The sequence below is a fragment of the Rothia sp. HC945 genome, assembly GCF_051370785.1.
Lineage (GTDB): Bacteria > Actinomycetota > Actinomycetes > Actinomycetales > Micrococcaceae > Rothia.
In genome coordinates this window covers 1,004,129-1,024,433 of the sequence record NZ_JBFCSN010000001.1, presented here as the reverse complement: position 1 = coordinate 1,024,433, position 20,305 = coordinate 1,004,129, and the positions used below count along the sequence as shown (strand labels likewise).

At 63.9% G+C, this 20,305-nt stretch carries 14 protein-coding genes; all 14 read left to right on the top strand.

The window, feature by feature from the left end; genetic code table 11:
• The first annotated feature begins 166 nt into the window (after positions 1-166).
• Complete coding sequence (rpoB, locus tag AB0Y14_RS04455) at positions 167-3,682, top strand: DNA-directed RNA polymerase subunit beta (RefSeq protein ID WP_436588010.1); 3,516 nt, start codon at positions 167-169, stop codon at positions 3,680-3,682.
• A gap of 53 nt (positions 3,683-3,735) precedes the next feature.
• Positions 3,736-7,629: a DNA-directed RNA polymerase subunit beta' gene (locus AB0Y14_RS04450; protein ID WP_436588009.1), complete on the top strand. Its 3,894-nt coding sequence runs from the start codon at positions 3,736-3,738 to the stop codon at positions 7,627-7,629.
• 194 nt (positions 7,630-7,823) lie between these two features.
• Positions 7,824-8,657 carry a protocatechuate 3,4-dioxygenase subunit beta gene (pcaH, locus tag AB0Y14_RS04445; RefSeq protein ID WP_436588008.1) on the top strand — a complete coding sequence of 278 codons (834 nt, stop codon included), beginning with the start codon at positions 7,824-7,826 and terminating at the stop codon, positions 8,655-8,657.
• Complete coding sequence (pcaG, locus tag AB0Y14_RS04440) at positions 8,657-9,301, top strand: protocatechuate 3,4-dioxygenase subunit alpha (protein WP_436588007.1); 645 nt, start codon at positions 8,657-8,659, stop codon at positions 9,299-9,301. The genes pcaH and pcaG overlap by 1 nt, the downstream gene beginning before the upstream one ends.
• 2 nt (positions 9,302-9,303) lie before the next feature.
• Positions 9,304-10,539 carry a lyase family protein gene (locus tag AB0Y14_RS04435; RefSeq protein WP_436588006.1) on the top strand — a complete coding sequence of 412 codons (1,236 nt, stop codon included), beginning with the start codon at positions 9,304-9,306 and terminating at the stop codon, positions 10,537-10,539.
• Positions 10,536-11,828 carry a bifunctional 3-oxoadipate enol-lactonase/4-carboxymuconolactone decarboxylase PcaDC gene (gene pcaDC / locus AB0Y14_RS04430; protein ID WP_436588005.1) on the top strand — a complete coding sequence of 431 codons (1,293 nt, stop codon included), beginning with the start codon at positions 10,536-10,538 and terminating at the stop codon, positions 11,826-11,828. The genes AB0Y14_RS04435 and pcaDC overlap by 4 nt, the downstream gene beginning before the upstream one ends.
• Positions 11,829-11,874: 46 nt before the next feature.
• On the top strand, positions 11,875-13,065 hold the full coding sequence (locus AB0Y14_RS04425) for a thiolase family protein (RefSeq protein WP_436588823.1): 1,191 nt from the start codon (positions 11,875-11,877) through the stop codon (positions 13,063-13,065).
• A 7-nt stretch (positions 13,066-13,072) separates the two neighbouring features.
• Positions 13,073-13,759 (top strand): 3-oxoacid CoA-transferase subunit A, encoded by a 687-nt coding sequence (locus AB0Y14_RS04420; RefSeq protein ID WP_436588004.1) that lies wholly within the window; start codon positions 13,073-13,075, stop codon positions 13,757-13,759.
• A complete protein-coding gene (locus tag AB0Y14_RS04415; protein ID WP_436588003.1) occupies positions 13,756-14,481 on the top strand; it encodes a 3-oxoacid CoA-transferase subunit B in 726 nt (241 codons plus the stop codon). The genes AB0Y14_RS04420 and AB0Y14_RS04415 overlap by 4 nt, the downstream gene beginning before the upstream one ends.
• Positions 14,478-15,263 (top strand): IclR family transcriptional regulator domain-containing protein, encoded by a 786-nt coding sequence (locus AB0Y14_RS04410; RefSeq protein ID WP_436588002.1) that lies wholly within the window; start codon positions 14,478-14,480, stop codon positions 15,261-15,263. The genes AB0Y14_RS04415 and AB0Y14_RS04410 overlap by 4 nt, the downstream gene beginning before the upstream one ends.
• Before the next feature lie 392 nt (positions 15,264-15,655).
• Positions 15,656-16,030 carry a 30S ribosomal protein S12 gene (rpsL, locus tag AB0Y14_RS04405; protein ID WP_436588001.1) on the top strand — a complete coding sequence of 125 codons (375 nt, stop codon included), beginning with the start codon at positions 15,656-15,658 and terminating at the stop codon, positions 16,028-16,030.
• Positions 16,030-16,500 (top strand): 30S ribosomal protein S7, encoded by a 471-nt coding sequence (gene rpsG, locus AB0Y14_RS04400; RefSeq protein WP_129313890.1) that lies wholly within the window; start codon positions 16,030-16,032, stop codon positions 16,498-16,500. The genes rpsL and rpsG overlap by 1 nt, the downstream gene beginning before the upstream one ends.
• 66 nt (positions 16,501-16,566) lie before the next feature.
• Positions 16,567-18,681: an elongation factor G gene (gene fusA / locus AB0Y14_RS04395; RefSeq protein ID WP_436588000.1), complete on the top strand. Its 2,115-nt coding sequence runs from the start codon at positions 16,567-16,569 to the stop codon at positions 18,679-18,681.
• Positions 18,682-18,860: 179 nt separating this feature from the next.
• A complete protein-coding gene (gene tuf, locus AB0Y14_RS04390; RefSeq protein WP_129313892.1) occupies positions 18,861-20,051 on the top strand; it encodes an elongation factor Tu in 1,191 nt (396 codons plus the stop codon).
• Positions 20,052-20,305 lie beyond the last annotated feature (254 nt).

The window sequence follows — 20,305 nt, the reverse complement described above, 5'->3', positions numbered from 1 at the left end:
CTGATGGATCCAGCTCACGCTTCCAGGCAACCACGACCACCGACACGCAGAGACAGCTCGCCTCCGAGCGCGTCTCGTGCGCCTTGAGATCGCCCGCCGGAATGCGTGAACCCCGTGGATCCGGGCAAGCCTTCGTGTACAGACAGGTCTGTGGAAGGATCCAATCTTGGTCGCCTCGAGCACCTCCAATTATGATGCCGCTCACGCGGAGGGAAACCCGCACGACGGTTCCGCCTCACGCATTTCATTCGCAAAGATTCACGAACCACTCAGTGTTCCCAACCTGCTGGCCCTGCAGACGGAGAGCTTTGACCGCTTGGTGGGCAACGAGCGCTGGATCGAGCGCGTTGCCGAAGCGGACCAGACGGGCGACAACTCCGTCTCCCGCGTCTCCGGCCTGACCGAGATCTTCGAAGAGATCTCGCCGATCGAGGACTTCCAGGGCACGATGTCCTTGTCCTTCTCGGAGCCGGAATTCGCCGATCCGAAGTACTCCATGGAGGAGTGCAAGGACCGCGACGCAACTTACTCGGCGCCGCTGTACGTCAAGGCCGAGTTCATGAACAACGAGACCGGCGAGATCAAGCAGCAGACCGTGTTCATGGGCGACTTCCCGCTCATGACCGAGTCCGGAACCTTCGTGATCAACGGTTCCGAGCGCGTCGTCGTCTCGCAGTTGGTTCGTTCTCCCGGTGCATACTTCGAGAAGGCCGTGGACCGCACCTCGGACAAGGACATCTTCTCCGCCCGCATCATCCCCTCGCGCGGTGCATGGTTCGAGCTCGAGATCGACAAGCGCGATCAGGTCGGCGTCCGCCTGGACCGCAAGCGCAAGCAGTCCGTGACCGTTCTCCTCAAGGCCCTCGGCTGGACCGACGCGAAGATCCTCGAAGAATTCGGCGAGTACGACTCGATCCGCGCGACCCTCGAGAAGGACACGGTCGAGACCCGCGACGAAGCGCTGATTGATATCTACAAGAAGCTTCGCCCGGGTGAGCCGCCGACGGTCGACGCGGCCCAGTCGCTGCTCGACAACATGTACTTCACCCCGAAGCGCTACGACCTGGCCAAGGTCGGTCGGTACAAGATCAACCGCAAGCTCGGTGTGGACAAGCCCATCGAGGACAACGACTCGTCGGTCCTGACCCAGGACGACATCGTCGCGATGATCCGCTACCTCGTGACCCTGCACGCCGGCGGCAAGTCCATCAAGGGCAAGCGTGACGGCGTCGAGCAGGACATCCTGGTTGACACGGACGACATCGACCACTTCGGCAACCGCCGCATCCGTGCGGTCGGTGAGCTGATCGAGAACCAGATCCGCACGGGCTTGTCCCGTATGGAGCGCGTGGTCCGGGAACGCATGACGACCCAGGACGTCGAGGCCATCACGCCGCAGACCCTGATCAACATCCGTCCCGTCGTCGCCTCCATCAAGGAGTTCTTCGGCACTTCGCAGCTCTCGCAGTTCATGGACCAGAACAACCCGCTGGCCGGGCTGACGCACAAGCGTCGTCTCAACGCCCTCGGCCCCGGCGGTCTGTCCCGTGACCGCGCGGGCATGGAGGTTCGAGACGTGCACCCGTCCCACTACGGACGCATGTGCCCGATCGAATCTCCCGAAGGCCCGAACATCGGCCTGATCGGCTCCCTCGCGACCTTCGCGCGGATCAACCCGTTCGGCTTCATCGAGACCCCGTACCGCGAGGTCTCGAACGGGAGGGTGACCGAGAAGGTCGTCTACCTGACCGCCGATGACGAGAAGGGCAAGACCATTGCCCAGGCCAACGCCCCGTTGACGGAGGACCAGACCTTCGTTGAGGAGTACGTCCTCTGCCGCGCCTCGGATGGTTCGGGCGAAGCCGAGGCCAAGCCGGCCGGCGACGTCGAGTACATGGACGTCTCGCCGCGCCAGATGGTTTCGGTCGGTACGTCGCTGATTCCGTACCTGGAGCACGACGACGCGAACCGTGCCCTCATGGGTGCCAACATGCAGCGTCAGGCGGTGCCGCTGCTCGAGTCCGAGTCCCCGGTCGTGGGTACCGGTATGGAAGGCTACGCCGCGATGGACTCCGGCGACTCCGTGCTGGCCCAGAAGGCCGGTGTGGTCCGCGAGGTCTCGGCCGACATGGTCGTCATCGCGAACGACGACGGCACCACGACGTCGTACCCGATCGCGAAGTTCCTGCGCTCCAACCCCGGCAACTGCTACAACCACCGCGTTGTGGTCTCCGAGGGCGACCGTGTGGGTGCTCGCGGCCTGATCGCGGATGGTCCGTCGACCGACCAGGGCGAATTGGCGCTGGGCAAGAACCTGCTCGTGGCCTACATGTCCTGGGAGGGCCTCAACTACGAGGACGCGATCATCCTCTCGCAGCGCATGGTCTCCGACGACGTCCTGACCTCGATCCACATCGAGGAGCACGAGATCGACGCCCGTGACACCAAGCTCGGTGCCGAGGAAATCACTCGTGACATCCCCAACGTTTCCGAAGAGGTTCTCTCGGCCCTCGACGAGCGCGGCATCATCCACATCGGTGCCGAGGTCGAGGCCGGTGACATTCTGGTCGGCAAGGTGACGCCGAAGGGCGAGACCGAGCTGACCCCGGAGGAGCGCCTGCTGCGCGCCATCTTCGGTGAGAAGTCCCGCGAGGTCCGCGACACGTCGCTCAAGGTTCCGCACGGCGAGTCCGGTACCGTCATCGGCGTCCGCGTGTTCGACCGGGACGAGGACGACGAAGACATGCCTCCCGGCGTCAACCAGCTGGTCCGCGTCTACGTGGCCCAGAAGCGCAAGATCACCGACGGCGACAAGCTCGCCGGCCGTCACGGCAACAAGGGCGTCATCTCCAAGATCCTGCCCGTTGAGGACATGCCGTTCATGGCCGACGGAACCCCCGTCGACGTGATCCTGAACCCGCTGGGCGTTCCCGGCCGTATGAACATCGGCCAGGTCCTGGAGGTGCACACCGGCTGGCTCGCCAAGCAGGGATGGAAGATCGAGGGCAACCCCGAGTGGCTCGACAACCTTCCGAACTTCCCGAAGGAATCGGGCCCGACCAAGGTCGCGACCCCGGTGTTCGACGGTGCGGAGGAGCAGGAGATCTTCGATCTGCTGGACCACACGAACCTCAACCGCGATGACGAGCGTCTGATCGACAGCACGGGCAAGGCCCTGTTGTTCGACGGGCGTACCGGCGAGCCCTTCCCGGAACCGATTTCGGTCGGTTACCAGTACATCCTCAAGCTGCACCACCTGGTGGACGACAAGATCCACGCGCGTTCGACCGGGCCGTACTCGATGATTACCCAGCAGCCGCTGGGCGGTAAGGCTCAGTTCGGCGGTCAGCGTTTCGGTGAGATGGAGGTGTGGGCCCTCGAGGCCTACGGCGCCGCCTACACCCTGCAGGAAATCCTGACCATCAAGTCGGACGACGTCCACGGACGCGTCAAGGTCTACGAGGCCATCGTGAAGGGCGACAACATCCCCGAACCGGGTGTTCCCGAGTCCTTCAAGGTGCTCATCAAGGAAATGCAGTCTCTGTGCCTGAACGTCGAGGTCCTCTCGACCGAAGGCAATGCGATCGAAATGCGCGACTCGGAGGACGAAGGATTCCGGGCTGCCGATGAATTGGGTATTGACCTCTCCCACAACGAGCCCAGCTCGGTCGAGGAAGTCTAGACCTCACTCATCCACCCCAGATCCTTCACGAGTTTTTGAGAGAAAAGGACCCCATGTCCAACGAATCTTCACTTGGCCTGATGCGGATTGGCCTGGCCACCGCGGAAGACATCCGAAACTGGTCGTACGGTGAGGTCAAAAAGCCGGAGACCATCAACTACCGAACCCTGAAGCCGGAGAAGGAAGGCCTGTTCGACGAGCGGATCTTCGGACCCACTCGCGACTGGGAATGCTACTGCGGCAAGTACAAGCGCGTGCGCTTCAAGGGAATCATCTGCGAACGCTGCGGCGTCGAGGTGACGCGTGCCAAGGTGCGCCGTGAGCGCATGGGCCACATCGAGCTCGCCGCTCCCGTGACCCACATTTGGTACTTCAAGGGTGTTCCCTCCCGTCTGGGATACCTGCTCGATCTGGCGCCGAAGGATCTCGAGAAGATCATCTACTTCGCCGCCTACATGATCACGTGGGTCGATGAGGAAGGCCGTCACGACGACCTGCCGAACCTGCAGGCAGCGCACGACAAGGACAAGAAGGCCCTCGAATCTGAGCGCGACTCCGACATTGCGGCGATCGCCAAGGAGACCGAGGAAGAGCTGGCCCGCATCGAGGCAGAAGGCGGCAAGGCCGCCGAGAAGCGCAAGCTTCGCGACTCCTCGGAGCGCCAGATGGCCCAGGTGCGCAAGCGTGTCGACGCCGAGATCGCGCACATGGACCAGGTCTTCGAGCGCTTCAAGAACCTCAAGGTCAGCGACCTCGAAGGCGACGAGGCGCTGTACCGCTCCATGGTCGACAAGTACGGCATGTACTTCGAGGGTTCGATGGGCGCCGACTCGATCAAGAACCGTCTCGAGAACTTCGACATGGCAGCCGAGGCCGAGGCGCTGCGCGAGGTCATCCAGAACGGCAAGGGACAGCGGAAGACCCGCGCGCTCAAGCGTCTCAAGGTCATCAACGCGTTCCTGACGACCAACAACTCGCCCCTGGGCATGGTTCTGGACGCGGTCCCCGTGATCCCTCCGGAGCTGCGCCCGATGGTTCAGCTGGATGGTGGCCGCTTCGCGACGTCGGATCTCAACGATCTCTACCGCCGCGTGATCAACCGCAACAACCGCCTGAAGCGTCTTCTGGATCTCGGCGCCCCCGAGATCATCGTGAACAACGAGAAGCGCATGCTCCAGGAGGCCGTCGACTCGCTGTTCGACAACGGCCGCCGTGGACGTCCGGTCACCGGACCGGGCAACCGTCCGCTCAAGTCGCTGTCCGACATGCTCAAGGGCAAGCAGGGTCGTTTCCGTCAGAACCTGCTCGGAAAGCGCGTCGATTACTCGGGTCGTTCCGTGATCGTCGTCGGACCCCAGCTGAAGATGCACCAGTGCGGTCTGCCCAAGCAGATGGCCCTGGAGCTGTTCAAGCCGTTCGTGATGAAGCGCCTGGTCGACTTGAACCACGCGCAGAACATCAAGTCGGCCAAGCGCATGGTCGAACGGTTCCGTCCGCAGGTGTGGGACGTTCTCGAGGAGATCATTACCGAGCACCCCGTGCTGCTGAACCGTGCACCTACCCTGCACCGTCTGGGCATCCAGGCCTTCGAGCCGCAGCTCGTCGAGGGCAAAGCCATCCAGCTTCACCCGCTCGTCTGCTCGGCGTTCAACGCCGACTTCGACGGTGACCAGATGGCTGTGCACCTGCCGCTGAGCCCCGAGGCCCAGGCTGAGGCACGCGTCCTGATGCTGTCCTCGAACAACATCCTGAAGCCCTCTGACGGTCGCCCGGTAGCGGTTCCCTCGCAGGACATGATCATCGGTCTGCACCACTTGACGACGGTCCGCGAAGGTGCACAGGGCGAGGGCCACGCGTTCTCGTCCCTGGCCGAGGCTCTCATGGCCATGGAGCGCAAGGAGATCCACCTCAACTCGCGCGTCAAGATCGTGCTCACGGACTTCGTGCCCTACGAGGGCTGGGAAGCTCCCGAGGGCTGGGAGCAGGGCCAGCCGGTCCTGGTCGAGTGCACGGTCGGGCAGGTCCTGTTCAACGAGACTCTTCCCGCCGACTACCCGTGGTTCACCGGGATCGCTGACAAGAAGGGCCTCGGCCAGCTCGTCAACGATCTGGCGGAGAACTACCCGATGGTCGACGTCGCCCGGACCCTGGACAACCTCAAGGACACCGGTTTCTACTGGGCCTCCCGCTCGGGCGTGACCGTGGCCGTCTCCGATATCGCGACGCCTCCGGCGAAGCGCGAGATCATGGCCGGTTACGAGAAGCAGGCGGACGAGATCCAGGGCCAGTACGAATTGGGCCTGATCGACGACGACGAGCGTCGTTCGGAACTCATCGACATCTGGACCAAGGCGACCGACGAGGTCGCCGAGGCCATGCGCGAGAACCTGACCGATCTGAACACGATCAACCGCATGGTTTCCTCGGGCGCCCGAGGAAACTGGATGCAGGTGCGCCAGATCGCGGGTATCCGTGGTCTCGTGGCCAATACGCGAGGCGAGATCATGCCCCGTCCGATCAAGTCCTCCTACCGTGAGGGCCTGTCGGTTCTGGAGTACTTCATCGCTACCCACGGTGCCCGTAAGGGCCTCGCGGATACCGCGTTGCGTACCGCAAACTCCGGTTACCTGACGCGTCGTCTGGTCGACGTTTCGCAGGACGTCATTGTTCGCGAGCTGGATTGCCAGACTCGCCGTGGCCTGAACCTGCCGCTCGTCCAGATCGACGAGGACACCGGCTCGGTCATGCTGCACGAGGACGTCGAGAACTCGATCCACGGTCGTATTCTCGCGGTCGACGTCAAGGACGAGAACGACAATGTGCTGGCCAACGCCGGCGACGACGTCTCCGACGCCGTGATCCGCAAGCTGTACCAGGCCGGCATCCAGAACGTGCGTGTGCGGTCCGTGCTGACCTGCGAGTCCGCCGTCGGCGTGTGCGCGAAGTGCTACGGCCGGTCGATGGCCTCCGGCAACCTCGTGGACATCGGCGAAGCCGTGGGCATTATCGCCGCCCAGTCCATTGGTGAGCCCGGTACCCAGCTGACCATGCGTACCTTCCACACTGGTGGTGTGGCCTCCTCGGAGGACATCACGCAGGGTCTGCCACGTATTCAGGAGCTCTTCGAGGCGCGTACCCCGAAGGGTGTTGCCCCGATCTCCGAGATCGCCGGACGCGTGTCCATCGAGGACACGGACAAGGCTCTCAAGATCATCGTCACCCCGGACAACAAGGACGACGAGGCGATCGCTTACCAGATCCTTCGCCGTGCTCGTCTGCTCGTGGACGAGGGCGACCGCGTCGAGGTCGGCCAGCAGCTGGTCTCGGGCGCCGTGGATCCGAAGGAAGTCCTTCGCATCCGTGGACCGCGCGAGGCGCAGAAGCATCTGGTGGACGAGGTCCAGGGCGTGTACCGCTCGCAGGGCGTCGGCATCCACGACAAGCACGTGGAAGTCATCATCCGTCAGATGACGCGCCGGATCACCGTCATCGAGTCCGGCGATACCGCGTTGTTGCCGGGTGAGCTCGTCGAGACCGTGGCCTTCCAGCAGGCCAACAAGAAGGCCATGGTCAACCAGCAGCGTCCCGCGGCCGGTCGTCCGGAGCTCATGGGCATTACCAAGGCTTCGCTGGCCACCGACTCGTGGCTCTCCGCGGCCTCCTTCCAGGAGACCACTCGCGTCCTGACCCAGGCCGCGATGGAGGGCAAGTCGGACCCGCTGGTCGGGCTCAAGGAGAATGTCATCATCGGCAAGCTCATCCCGGCCGGTACCGGCCTCGATCGGTACAACTCGATCGACGTCGAGCCGACCGAGGAAGCACGCGAGAAGCTGTACGCCAACTCGACAGGGTTCGGCGACTTCAGCTACGCAGCGGAGAACGACGCCTCCGTGGCCGCCGAATTCCAGGCCATCCCGCTGGATGACTACGACTTCGGCAGCAACTGATTCGACCGCAGAATCGAAGCGGGTGTTGAGGGGCTGAGCCCCCGCGCCCGATGACAACGGCCGGTTCCCTCCCGACGGAGGGGACCGGCCGTTGTCGTTCGCATGGCGTACAACGAGTCACATCACGAACGGGCGGCCGGTAGATTGGCCACGGGGCGAGTTGGGCATCACAGTCGCCCCGGAAGGAGATCGACATGGCGGTCGAAGACCACGCAGAGAAGAACCTGGATGAAGAGAACTTCACCGTGCCGACGGTGACCGGCCCCGACGCCGCGGCCGACCGTCAGGCAGACATCAACCGGGAGGTTCGGCAGCACCAGGAGCAGTACCAGGCGTCCGGTACCCGTGAGAGCCAACCTCGGCTCGACTACGCCCCGTACCGGAGTTCGGTACTGCGACACCCCACTAAGGACCCGCACCACACGGATCCGGAGCTTATCGAGCTGACATCCCCGGCGTTCGGCCACCGCGATGTTCACGACTTGGAATCGGATCTGACGGTCCAGGGCGGTGGAGAACCGATCGGGGAGCGCATCAAGATCCGCGGTCGCGTCATGGATTCCGCGGGCCGTCCCGTACGGAACCAGCTCGTGGAGATCTGGCAGGCCAACGCGGCCGGCCGCTACATCCACAAGCGCGATCAGCACCCCGCACCATTGGACCCCAACTTCACCGGAGTCGGCCGCTGCCTGACGGGTGACGACGGCTCCTACGAATTCACGACCATCAAGCCCGGCCCGTACCCCTGGAAGAACCACCGCAATGCGTGGCGCCCTGCCCACGTGCATTTCTCCTTGTTCGGGACGGACTTCACGCAGCGGATGATCACCCAGATGTACTTTCCGGGTGATCCGCTCTTTGCCCTCGACCCGATTTACCAATCGATCGTCGATCCCAAGGCCCGGGAGAGACTGGTCGCCTCGTACGACCACGATGTATCCGAGCACGAGTGGCTGCTCGGCTACACCTGGGACATCGTGCTGGGCGGGAGCAACCGCACCTGGATGGAACCGGAGGATGAGAACTGATGGCACGCGAAGAACTACGGAACCCCGTCAGCCGCGGACGGACCGTCGAGAATCCGCCCGCCGACCTGACCCCGACGCCGGGGCAGACGATCGGCCCTTTCTTCGGCTACGCGACCGCACACGAGGAAGTGGGTCTGCCCTATCGGGGAGGGCCTGAGCTCGTGAGTCGCGCTCACCCGGAGGCGTCACGACTTCATGGGCAGGTGTTCGATGGGGCAGGTGACGTCATCCCGGACGCGATGCTCGAAATCTGGCAGGCTGATCCGCAGGGACGGATACCCGAGGAAACGGGTTCGCTGAACCGGGACGGATACACCTTCACCGGGTGGGGCCGCCAGGCCGTCGACCGGTTGGGGACCTACAGCTTCACGACCCTCGAACCGGGAGCACCGGGACAAGGCCATGCACCGTACTTCTTGATGGTGATCTTCGCGCGCGGACTGCTCAACAGGCTCTTTACCCGCATCTATCTTCCGGACGACGAACAGGCTCTGGCGGACGATCCTTTGCTGGCCTCGCTCCCGGCAGAGCGGCGCCGGACATTGATCGCGACGCGTCTCGACGACGGTTCCTTGCATCACGACATCCGACTCCAGGGCGACCGTGAGACGGTCTTCTTGGCCTACCCCGGGATCGAGAGCTAGTCATGGCATTCACCGATCTCCTGGTCCCGGGTGGTCAACGGGCCGAGCCCGTGATCGGCGACGCCGCCGTGTTGCGTGCGCTCGTCCGGGCCGAATCGGCCTGGGTCCTTGCCCAGGCAGATCTGGGTTGTGCGGATGCCCCGACCGCGGTCCGGGCAGCCTCGGCTATCGACAGCGTGGGGGAGGAAATCCTTGCGGACGTTGCCGCGGACGCCGAGGGCGGCGGCAACCCCGTGATCGGTCTGGTCCGGCGCCTCAAAGCTGAGGTCTCGGAGACTGACGGTGGGAAGGACATCGGCCGGGATCTTGTGCATCGTGGCCTGACGAGCCAGGACGTCATGGACACCGCGCTCATGCTGCTGGTCCGTGATTCTCTCGGCGCCGTTCACGAGGCTCTTGGTTCCGCGGCGGACGAGCTCGAGGATCTCGCTTCGTCGCACGCCGAGACACCCATGGCCGCGAGGACTCTCGGTCAGTACGCTCTCCCCACGACCTTCGGCGCTCGGGCGGGTCGCTGGCTGGATGCCGTGGCGGCGGCCCATGCCGCGACGGACCCGGATCGCTTGTGGCTCCCGGTGTCAGGGGGAGGGGCCGCCGGAACGAACGCGGCCGTACTCGATTTCGCTGGGACCGCGAATGACGACGGGCTCAGCATGCCCGTTCCCGATCGGCTGGGTCTCATGTGGGCCCAGAGACTGGGGCTCAATGCTCCGGCTTCCGAACAGGTCTGGCACACGCGCCGTCGACCCCTGATCGACGCCGTTGAGCCGCTCGCGAGGGCGGCCACCGCGTGCGGCAAGATCGCTGGCGACGTCGTGATCTCGTCCCGCAACGAGATCGCGGAACTCGCCGAGCCTGCGGCACAGGGGCGAGGTGGCTCCTCCTCCATGCCCCACAAGCGCAATCCGAGCATGTCGATTCTCATTCGTCGCTCGGCGGTGACCTGTGCTCGGGCCATCGGAGGACTGCTCGAGTCCGAGGCCCTCGCAGTCGAAGAACGGTCGGACCTGGCCTGGCACCTGGAGTGGGAGCCGATTCGCACTGCTGCCCGGCACAGCATCATCGCGTCCACGATGGCGGCCGAAATGCTCGCAGGCCTCGAGGTGGATGCCGAAGCCATGAGGTCGCATCTCGGCCAGGAACCGGCCGGAACGGCCGGCTCTCCGGGGACGGGAAACAGCGCGGACCAGGCCCGAGCGGCCGCACGCCGTTGGAAGAACGCGAAGGAGAAGAAATGACCGTACCGGACCTGACTCCCGTCGCACTCGGGGACAACCTCACGGGCTCGCAGCACGCGGATCACGCTCGGCAGGACAAACCGCTCCTGATTCTCGGGCCCTCGTTGGGCACCGCCGTGACCCCGCTGTGGGTGCCGGCCGCGGCCCACTTGAAGGATCGGTTCGAACTGGTCGGGTGGGAGCTTCCTGGGCATGGACGCGGAAGCGTCGTCACGGAAGAATTCGATGTGGAAGATCTCGCGGAGGCCGTGCACCGCCTGGCCGATCGTCTTCGCCAGGAGCGCGGAACCCCGGACGAGAAGTACTTCTACGCGGGGGTCTCGGTCGGGGGAGCCGTGGGTCTCGCCCTGTCCCTCGCCCACCCCGAGGCCGTCGAGGCGGTGGCCGCGATCTGCACCGGTGCCAAGATCGGGGAACGCGCCGGGTGGATCGAACGGGCCGAACTGGTCGAAACCTCGGGAACACCCACGCAGGTCATCGGGTCCGCCGAGAGATGGTTCGCTCCCGGATTCCTGGACCGGCAGCGCGTCATCGCAACCGAATTGCTCCACAGCCTCCAGGAAGCCGATCGCACCGACTACGGCCTGGTGTGCCGGGCCCTCTCACGATGTGATCTGCGTGATCGTCTGGGCGAGATTTCGGTCCCGGTGCTGACCCTGGCTGGTGCGCACGACGTGGCCACGCCCCCGGGAAGCCTTCAGCAGGTAGCCGACGGCGTCGAGCAGTCCGCCTCCGTGGTCTTCGACGACGCCGCCCACCTCCTCCCCGCGGAACGGCCAGAGGACGCCGCCCGGGAGATCTCCGCTTTCTTCCTTCCGGACGACAACCAGTCCGATGGGTCATCCAACGGTCTGTCGGAGAGCGCTGCTTCGGGGACGGAATGGTCGGCGCTTCCCGACCCCGTTGCTCCTCGCTCCAGGGTCAAGGAGGAAGGCATGAAAGTGCGCCGGGAGGTCCTCTCGGACGAGCACGTGGACCGTGCCGAATCCCGGACCACGGAGTTCACCGCGCCCTTCCAGGACCTCATTTCCCGATACGCCTGGGGAGAGATCTGGACCCGCCCTGGGCTGGATCGGAAGACGCGGAGCGCCATCACCCTGACGGCCATGATCGCCCTCGGTCACTGGCAGGAATTCGACATGCACATCAAGGCCGCCCGCAGGAACGGCGTCGGGATCCCCGAGATTCAGGAGATTGTTCTCCAGTCCGCGATCTATTGCGGTGTCCCTGCCGCCAATACCGCCTTCTCCCGGGCCCAGGCGGTCCTGGAAGATCTCGGCGACCTCTGATCAGAGTCACAACAACAACCCCCTCCGGAAGGAATCCATGAACGAGTTGCATCCCGCGTACGTTTACGACGCGGTCCGGACGCCCTTCGGCAAATACGCCGGTGGCCTCTCCGGCACGCGCCCCGACGACCTGGCGGCCTTTGTGGTCCGTCGTATCGTCGAACGCGCCCCTGATCTCGCCGGCGAATCGGTCGATGAGGTCTTCCTCGGAAACGCCAACGGCGCAGGGGAGGAAAACCGCAATGTGGCACGCATGGCGACCCTTCTCGCGGGCCTGCCGGAGTCGGTTCCCGGGACCACGATCAACAGGTTGTGCGGATCCTCGCTCGATGCCGCGATCCAGGCGAGCCGGGCCATCAGCCTGGGCGAGGCCGACGTCGTCGTCACCGGCGGCGTGGAGTCCATGTCCCGGGCGCCGTGGGTCCTGCCGAAGACCAGCAAGCCTTTTCCCGCGGGCGACCTGAACCTGGCGTCCACGACCCTGGGATGGCGTCTGGTGAACCCGGAGATGAAGGATCAATGGAAGGTTTCGCTCGGCGAGGCCACCGAGCGGTTGGCCGAGAAGTACGGTGTGCGACGCGAGGCCATGGACGAGTTCAGCGCCCGCTCGCATCGGTTGGCCGCAGAGGCCTGGTCCTCCGGATTCTATGACGGCCTGGTCGAACAGGTTCCCGGGACGGATCTGGAGCGCGACGAGTCGATGCGGCCGGACAGCACTCCGGAGACCCTCGCGGGCCTGCGCACGGTGTTCCGCAAGGACAACGGCCAGGTCACCGCGGGCAACTCGTCGCCCTTGAACGACGGTGCGTCCGCGGCCCTGCTTGGTAGCGAGAAGGCCGCGGACAAGGTCGGCCTCGATCCTCTGGCGCGTCTTGCCGGTCGAGGCGTGGCCGCCAACGAACCACAATATTTCGGTTACGCACCGGTCGAGGCAGCGAACCGTGCCTTGGAACGGGCCGGGATTTCCTGGGACGACGTCGGCGCCGTCGAACTCAACGAGGCCTTCGCCGCGCAGTCCCTCGCGTGCATCAACGCATGGGGCATCGACCCGGAGATCGTCAATCCGCACGGCGGTGCCATCGCGATCGGGCACCCGCTCGGGGCATCCGGCACGAGGATCCTGGGCACGCTGGCCCGGTCCATGAGGGCCTCAGGCACCAGATGGGGCGTGGCAGCGATTTGCATCGGCGTCGGGCAGGGCTTGGCCGTGGTGCTCGAGAACGAAGAAGGAAGGTGAGAGGCCAGTGGTGGACTTCGTGACGAGTGCGGAAGAGGCCGTTCGAGGGATCACGGACGATTCGACGGTCATGATCGGTGGATTCGGGGTCGCCGGCCAACCGGTGGAGTTGATCGACGCCCTGATCGATCAGGGGGCCAGCGGACTCACGGTCGTGAACAACAATGCGGGAAATGGCGACGTCGGATTGGCGCGCCTGATCGCCCTGGGCAGGGTCAAGAAAATCATCTGCTCCTTCCCGCGGCAGACGGACTCGTGGCATTTCGATGAGAAGTATCGGGCGGGGGAGATCGAGCTCGAAGTCGTGCCCCAGGGGAACCTCGCGGAGCGGATCCGCGCCGCCGGAGCGGGGATCGGGGCCTTCTTCACCCCGACCGGATACGGCACGGAGCTGGCCGAGGGCAAGGAAACCCGGGAGATCGACGGCGTCCATTACGTCCTCGAATACCCCCTTCGGGCGGACTTCGCTTTGACCAAGGCCTGGACGAGCGACGACGTCGGCAACTTGACCTACAGGAAGACGGCGCGGAATTTCGGCCCGATCATGGCGGCGGCCTCGAGTCATTCGATCGTTCAGGTCTCCCGCAGAGTCTCCGCCGGAGACATGGACCCGGAGGCCGTGGTGACTCCGGGAATCTACGTGGATACGGTCGTGAACGTTCCAGAAGCATCGACGAAAGGCCAGGACTCATGAGCGAGCTCAGCACGACTCCCCGCACGAGTGACAAAGCCCTGGACCGTGAGGCCATGGCTCAATTGGTTGCCGAAGACATCCCCGCGGGTGCCTTCGTGAACCTCGGCATCGGTCAACCGACCAAAGTCGCGAATCACCTGGATCCGGAGCACGGTGTGACTCTTCACACCGAGAACGGGATGCTCGGCATGGGTCCGCAGGCGTACGACGAGGACATCGACCCCGATCTCATCAACGCCGGCAAGATCCCGGTCAAGGAGACCCCGGGAACCGCATATTTCCACCACGCCGATTCGTTCGCGATGATGCGGGGAGGCCACCTGGACATCTGCGTGCTGGGAGCCTTCCAGGTCGCCCAGAACGGAGACCTCGCGAACTGGTCAACAGGGGCGCCGGGTGCGATCCCCGCGGTCGGTGGGGCGATGGACCTGGCCATTGGCGCGAAGCAGACGTTCGTGATGATGAACCTGCGCTCGAAGGACGGCACCCCGAAATTGGTCCGGGCATGCGATTTCCCCCTGACCGGGGTTGGATGCGTCTCGCGCGTCTACACGGACGTGGCGGTGTTCGAATTGGCCGACGGCGTCGTCCACGTCCGAGAAACCTTCGGCATCGACGCGCAGGACCTCGCCCGTGAGCTCGACGTCGATTTGGAGGGCCCGCTGGACAACGCAGAGACCAGGCGCACCTCCGGTGCCCGGACCACGACGGGCGCCCGATGAGCGAAGCCTATGTCCAGTCCCTGGCGCGTGGCATTTCCGTGCTGCGAGCCTTCGACGCCGACCACGCCAGCATGTCCCTGTCGGAGGTGGCCCAAAAGACCGGGCTGACCAGGGCCACGGCGCGTCGATTCCTCCACACCCTCGTGGAACTCGGATATGTCCACGCGGACGGTAAGGCGTTCCGGCTGAGCCCGACGGTTCTGGGCATCGGATATTCGTATTTGTCCAGCTTGTCTCTGCCGGATCTTGCCTATCCGCACCTGAGAGAACTCTCCGGGCGGGTGGGGGAGTCCACCTCGATGTCCGTCCTTGAGGGCGATGACATCATCTATGTCGCCCGGGTCCATGCCCGACGTATCATGCACGTGGCGATCAGCGTCGGGACCAGTTTCCCCGCCCACGCGACGTCGATGGGCCGGGTCCTGCTCGCAGGGTTGGACGAAGAACGGCTCGAGGCGTATCTCGAACGGCAGGAACCCGAGGAGCTGACGGGGCACACGGTCACCGACATCGACGAGTTGCGTGCTCGCATCCTGCGGGTCCGCGAACGCGGGTGGGAGATCGTGGACCAGGAACTCGAAATGGGACTGCGATCCGTGGCCGCTCCGGTGACGGATGCCAAGGGGCGCCACATTGCCGCCGTCAATGTCTCGATGCGGGTCGGCACGGAGAACGCCCGAGCCGACAAGATCAAGGAGAAGATTCTGCCGCGGCTCAGGGAGACGGCCCTCCGCATCGGACATGCCTATCGGTCCGGGGCTGGGCTGAGTCTGCCGTCCTGACGCGGGGGACCACTCGTCGCGTGCCTCACAGTCATTCGCCAATGGGCCGATTCTGGGGTATCGTTGATCTCGAAGTACTCAGTCTCAGTGCGAGTGTGCTGTGCGCGAAGGCTTTTGACCGCGTTCGATGGACCGCTGAAGGTGTGTTGACGCAGGTCGGGGAGACCGCCACGGTATGCGACAGAGGCGGGCTTCGGAATCAATGGCAGGTATGGATACGGTCCTCTGGCACACTTTTTATTTTTTTGTGCCAAAATGCCATCGGTTAACCGTGCCCATTTCTCGGAAACGCTAGACCGGTTTATCAGTGCTCTCAGCGCGGTCGCACCGCACGAGGCATACATTTCAAGGCCCTCCTCGGTGAGGGCCAAGATCAAACGGAGAACTCAACAGTGCCTACAATTCAGCAGCTGGTCCGGAAGGGCCGGACTCCCAAGGTCGTGAAGACCAAGGCGCCCGCTCTCAAGGGCAACCCCATGAAGCGCGGTGTCTGCACCCGCGTCTACACCACTACCCCCAAGAAGCCGAACTCTGCTCTGCGCAAGGTCGCTCGCGTCAAGCTCAATGGCGGCATCGAGGTCACGGCATACATCCCCGGTGAGGGTCACAACCTGCAGGAGCACTCCATCGTGCTCGTCCGCGGCGGTCGTGTGAAGGACCTCCCCGGTGTTCGTTACCGGATCGTTCGCGGCGCTCTCGACACCCAGGGTGTCAAGGGCCGCGGCCAGGCACGTTCCCGCTACGGCGTGAAGAAGGAGAAGAAGTAATGCCTCGTAAGGGCCCCGCTCCCAAGCGTCCGCTCGTCGTCGACCCCGTCTACGGGTCGCCCCTTGTGACTCAGCTGATCAACAAGGTTCTGCAGGACGGCAAGAAGTCCACCGCCGAGCGCATCGTCTACGGCGCGCTCGATGGCGTCGCCCAGAAGACTGGCACCGACGCAGTGACCACCCTCAAGAAGGCGATGGACAACATCAAGCCTTCCCTCGAGGTCCGTTCCCGCCGCGTCGGCGGCGCCACCTACCAGGTGCCGGTTGAGGTCCGTTCGGGACGCGCGACCGCTCTCGCCCTCCGCTGGCTCGTGGGCTTCTCGAAGCTCCGCCGCGAGAAGACCATGACCGAGCGCCTGATGAACGAGATCCTGGATGCCTCCAACGGTCTCGGTGCCGCTGTGAAGCGTCGCGAGGACACCCACAAGATGGCTGAGTCCAACAAGGCCTTCGCCCACTATCGCTGGTAATTTCTTCCTGTGGGCCCGCCTCTTTCCGGCGGGCCCCATGGTTGATCCACCTGAAAGGGAAACATCGTGGCACTTGACGTGCTTACCGACCTGAACAAGGTCCGCAACATCGGCATCATGGCCCACATCGATGCCGGCAAGACCACCACTACCGAACGCATCCTGTACTACACCGGCATCAACCACAAGCTCGGTGAGACCCACGACGGTGCATCCACGATGGACTGGATGGCCCAGGAACAGGAACGCGGCATCACCATTACCTCCGCGGCGACGACGTGCTTCTGGAAAGACACCCAGATCAACATCATCGACACCCCGGGCCACGTCGACTTCACCGTCGAGGTGGAGCGTTCCCTGCGCGTGCTCGATGGCGCCGTTGCCGTCTTCGACGGCAAGGAGGGCGTTGAGCCGCAGTCCGAGACCGTCTGGCGTCAGGCCGACAAGTACGAGGTGCCCCGCATCTGCTTCGTCAACAAGATGGACAAGCTGGGCGCGGACTTCTACTTCACCGTCGACACCATCGTGAAGCGTCTGGGCGCGACCCCGCTCGTCATGCAGCTTCCGATCGGTGCCGAGAGCGACTTCGTCGGCGTCATCGACCTTCTCGAAATGAAGGCCTACGTCTGGCCCGGCGACGCCAAGGGCGATGTTTCCCTGGGTGCGACCTACGAGATCCGTGAAATCCCGGAGGACCTGCAGCAGCGCGCCGCAGAGTACCGCGACAAGCTCGTCGAGCAGGTCGCGGAATCCTCCGAGGAACTCATGGAGAAGTACTTCGAGGGCGAAGAGCTCACGATCGACGAGCTCAAGGCCGGTGTGCGTGCGTTGACCGTCGCCAACGAGGCCTACCCGGTCTTCTGCGGCTCGGCGTTCAAGAACCGTGGCGTGCAGCCCATGCTCGATGCTGTCATCGACTACCTGCCGTCGCCCCTGAACGTGCCCCCGATGGTCGGCCACGACCCGAAGGACGACGAAACCGAGCTGGTTCGCCGGCCGGCCAAGGACGAACCGTTCTCGGCGCTGGCCTTCAAGGTCGCCGCACACCCGTTCTACGGACAGCTGACCTACATTCGCGTGTACTCCGGTATCGCAACCTCGGGTCAGCAGGTTCAGAACTCGACCAAGGGTCGGCGCGAACGTATCGGCAAGCTCTTCCAGATGCACTCCAACAAGGAGAATCCGGTGGAGGAGATCCAGGCCGGCCACATCTACGCCGCGATCGGTCTCAAGGAGACCACGACCGGTGACACGCTGTGCGACCAGGCCAACCCGATCGTTCTCGAGTCGATGACCTTCCCGAAGCCCGTGATCTACGTGGCCATCGAGCCCAAGACCAAGGGTGACCAGGAGAAGCTCTCGACCGCGATCCAGAAGCTCTCGGCCGAGGACCCGACCTTCACGGTCTCCCTCAACGAGGAAACCGGCCAGACCGAGATCGGCGGCATGGGTGAGCTCCACCTCGACGTGCTGGTCGACCGCATGAAGCGCGAATTCCGCGTCGAGGCGAACGTCGGCAAGCCGCAGGTTGCTTACCGCGAGACGATCAAGAAGGCCGTCCAGAAGGTCGACTTCACCCACAAGAAGCAGACCGGTGGTTCCGGTCAGTTCGCGAAGGTGCAGGTCGATTTCGAGCCGATCGCTCTCGATTCCGAAGAGCTCTACGAGTTCGAGGACAAGATCACCGGTGGCCGCGTGCCCCGCGAATACATTCCTTCGGTGGATGCCGGCATCCAGGGTGCGATGCAGCTCGGTATCCTCGCGGGATACCCAGTGGTTGGCGTGAAGGCCACCCTGGTGGACGGCGCCTACCACGACGTCGACTCCTCCGAGATGGCCTTCAAGATTGCCGGTTCGATGGTGTTCAAGGAAGGCGCTCGTCGCGCCAACCCGGTGCTACTCGAGCCGCTGATGGCAGTCGAGGTCCGTACTCCCGAGGAGTACATGGGCGATGTCATCGGCGACTTGAACTCGCGCCGTGGACAGATCCAGGCCATGGAAGACGTCGCCGGCGTCAAGCTGGTGACAGCCCTGGTTCCGCTGTCCGAGATGTTCGGCTACATCGGTGACCTGCGTTCCAAGACGCAGGGTCGTGCGGTGTACTCGATGACTTTCGACAGCTACTCAGAGGTCCCGAAGGCAGTTGCCGACGAGATCATCCAGAAGAGCCGCGGGGAGTAAATCTCCGCACGGCGGCTCTTCCGGGCCGCCTTCCCATCCAAATAATCAAAGCCTAGAAACTTGCGCTGGTTTTCGTGCGGGATGAATTTTCCGTTATTGTTGATCAGGAATCCGTCTTCAACCACGGACTGCGCAGAAAGCCAGCGCAAGTTTCCATCAAACGTTCTAGGAGGAACATAGTGGCTAAGGCAAAGTTCGAGCGCTCCAAGCCGCACGTCAACATTGGTACCATCGGTCACGTCGACCACGGTAAGACCACTCTGACTGCTGCGATCTCCAGTGTTCTCGCGAAGAAGTTCCCGGACCTGAACGAGCAGCAGGACTTCGGTATGATCGACGCCGCTCCCGAGGAGCGCCAGCGCGGCATTACCATCAACATTGCTCACATCGAGTACCAGACGGACAAGCGTCACTACGCCCACGTTGACGCCCCGGGTCACGCTGACTACGTCAAGAACATGATCACCGGTGCCGCTCAGATGGACGGCGCGATCCTCGTGGTTGCCGCCACCGACGGTCCGATGGCCCAGACCCGCGAGCACGTTCTGCTCGCGCGCCAGGTCGGCGTCCCCACCCTCATCGTCGCGCTGAACAAGGCCGACATGGTTGAGGACGAAGAGCTCCTCGACCTCGTCGAGATGGAGGTCCGCGAACTGCTGTCCTCGCAGGAGTTCGACGGTGACGAGGCTCCGGTCGTGCGCGTCTCCGCTCTCAAGGCGCTCGAGGGCGACGAGCAGTGGGTTAAGTCGATCGAGGACCTCATGGAGGCAGTCGACGACTACATCCCGGACCCGGTTCGCGACAAGGACAAGCCGTTCCTCATGCCGATCGAGGACGTCTTCACCATTACCGGCCGCGGCACCGTGGTCACCGGCCGTGCGGAGCGCGGTACCCTGGCTCTGAACTCGGACGTCGAGATCATCGGCATCCGTCCGGTCCAGAAGACCACCGTGACCGGTATCGAGATGTTCCACAAGCAGCTCGACGAAGCCTGGGCCGGCGAGAACTGTGGCCTGCTCCTGCGTGGTCTCAAGCGTGACGACGTCGAGCGTGGTCAGGTTGTTGCTGCTCCGGGTTCGATCACCCCGCACACCAACTTCGAGGCGAACGTCTACATCCTCTCCAAGGATGAGGGCGGCCGTCACAACCCGTTCTACTCGAACTACCGTCCGCAGTTCTACTTCCGCACCACGGACGTTACCGGCGTCATCACGCTGCCCGAGGGCACCGAGATGGTCATGCCCGGTGACAACACCGAGATGAGCGTTGAGCTGATCCAGCCCATCGCTATGGAAGACGGACTCGGCTTCGCCATCCGTGAGGGTGGCCGCACCGTTGGTTCGGGTCGCGTTACCAAGATCACCAAGTAACATTTCTTTGTGATCCCGACGGCCGGCGCATGACACTGCGCTGACTACCGTCCGAAAGGGCCCCGGCATTTGCCGGGGCCCTTTCTTTTGCGTTTCAATGCTTTTTCTCGGTCACCTCGGAAAATAGTGAATTGCTTGTCCCAGAAACCGGTTCGATTCTGCCGCCGGGAATTGATTGACGGCCATAGAATAGCGTCCCCATGCGGATCGGACGCCGGCGAGAGAGCGGTTCTGCCCGGAAATCGTCGGGTGAA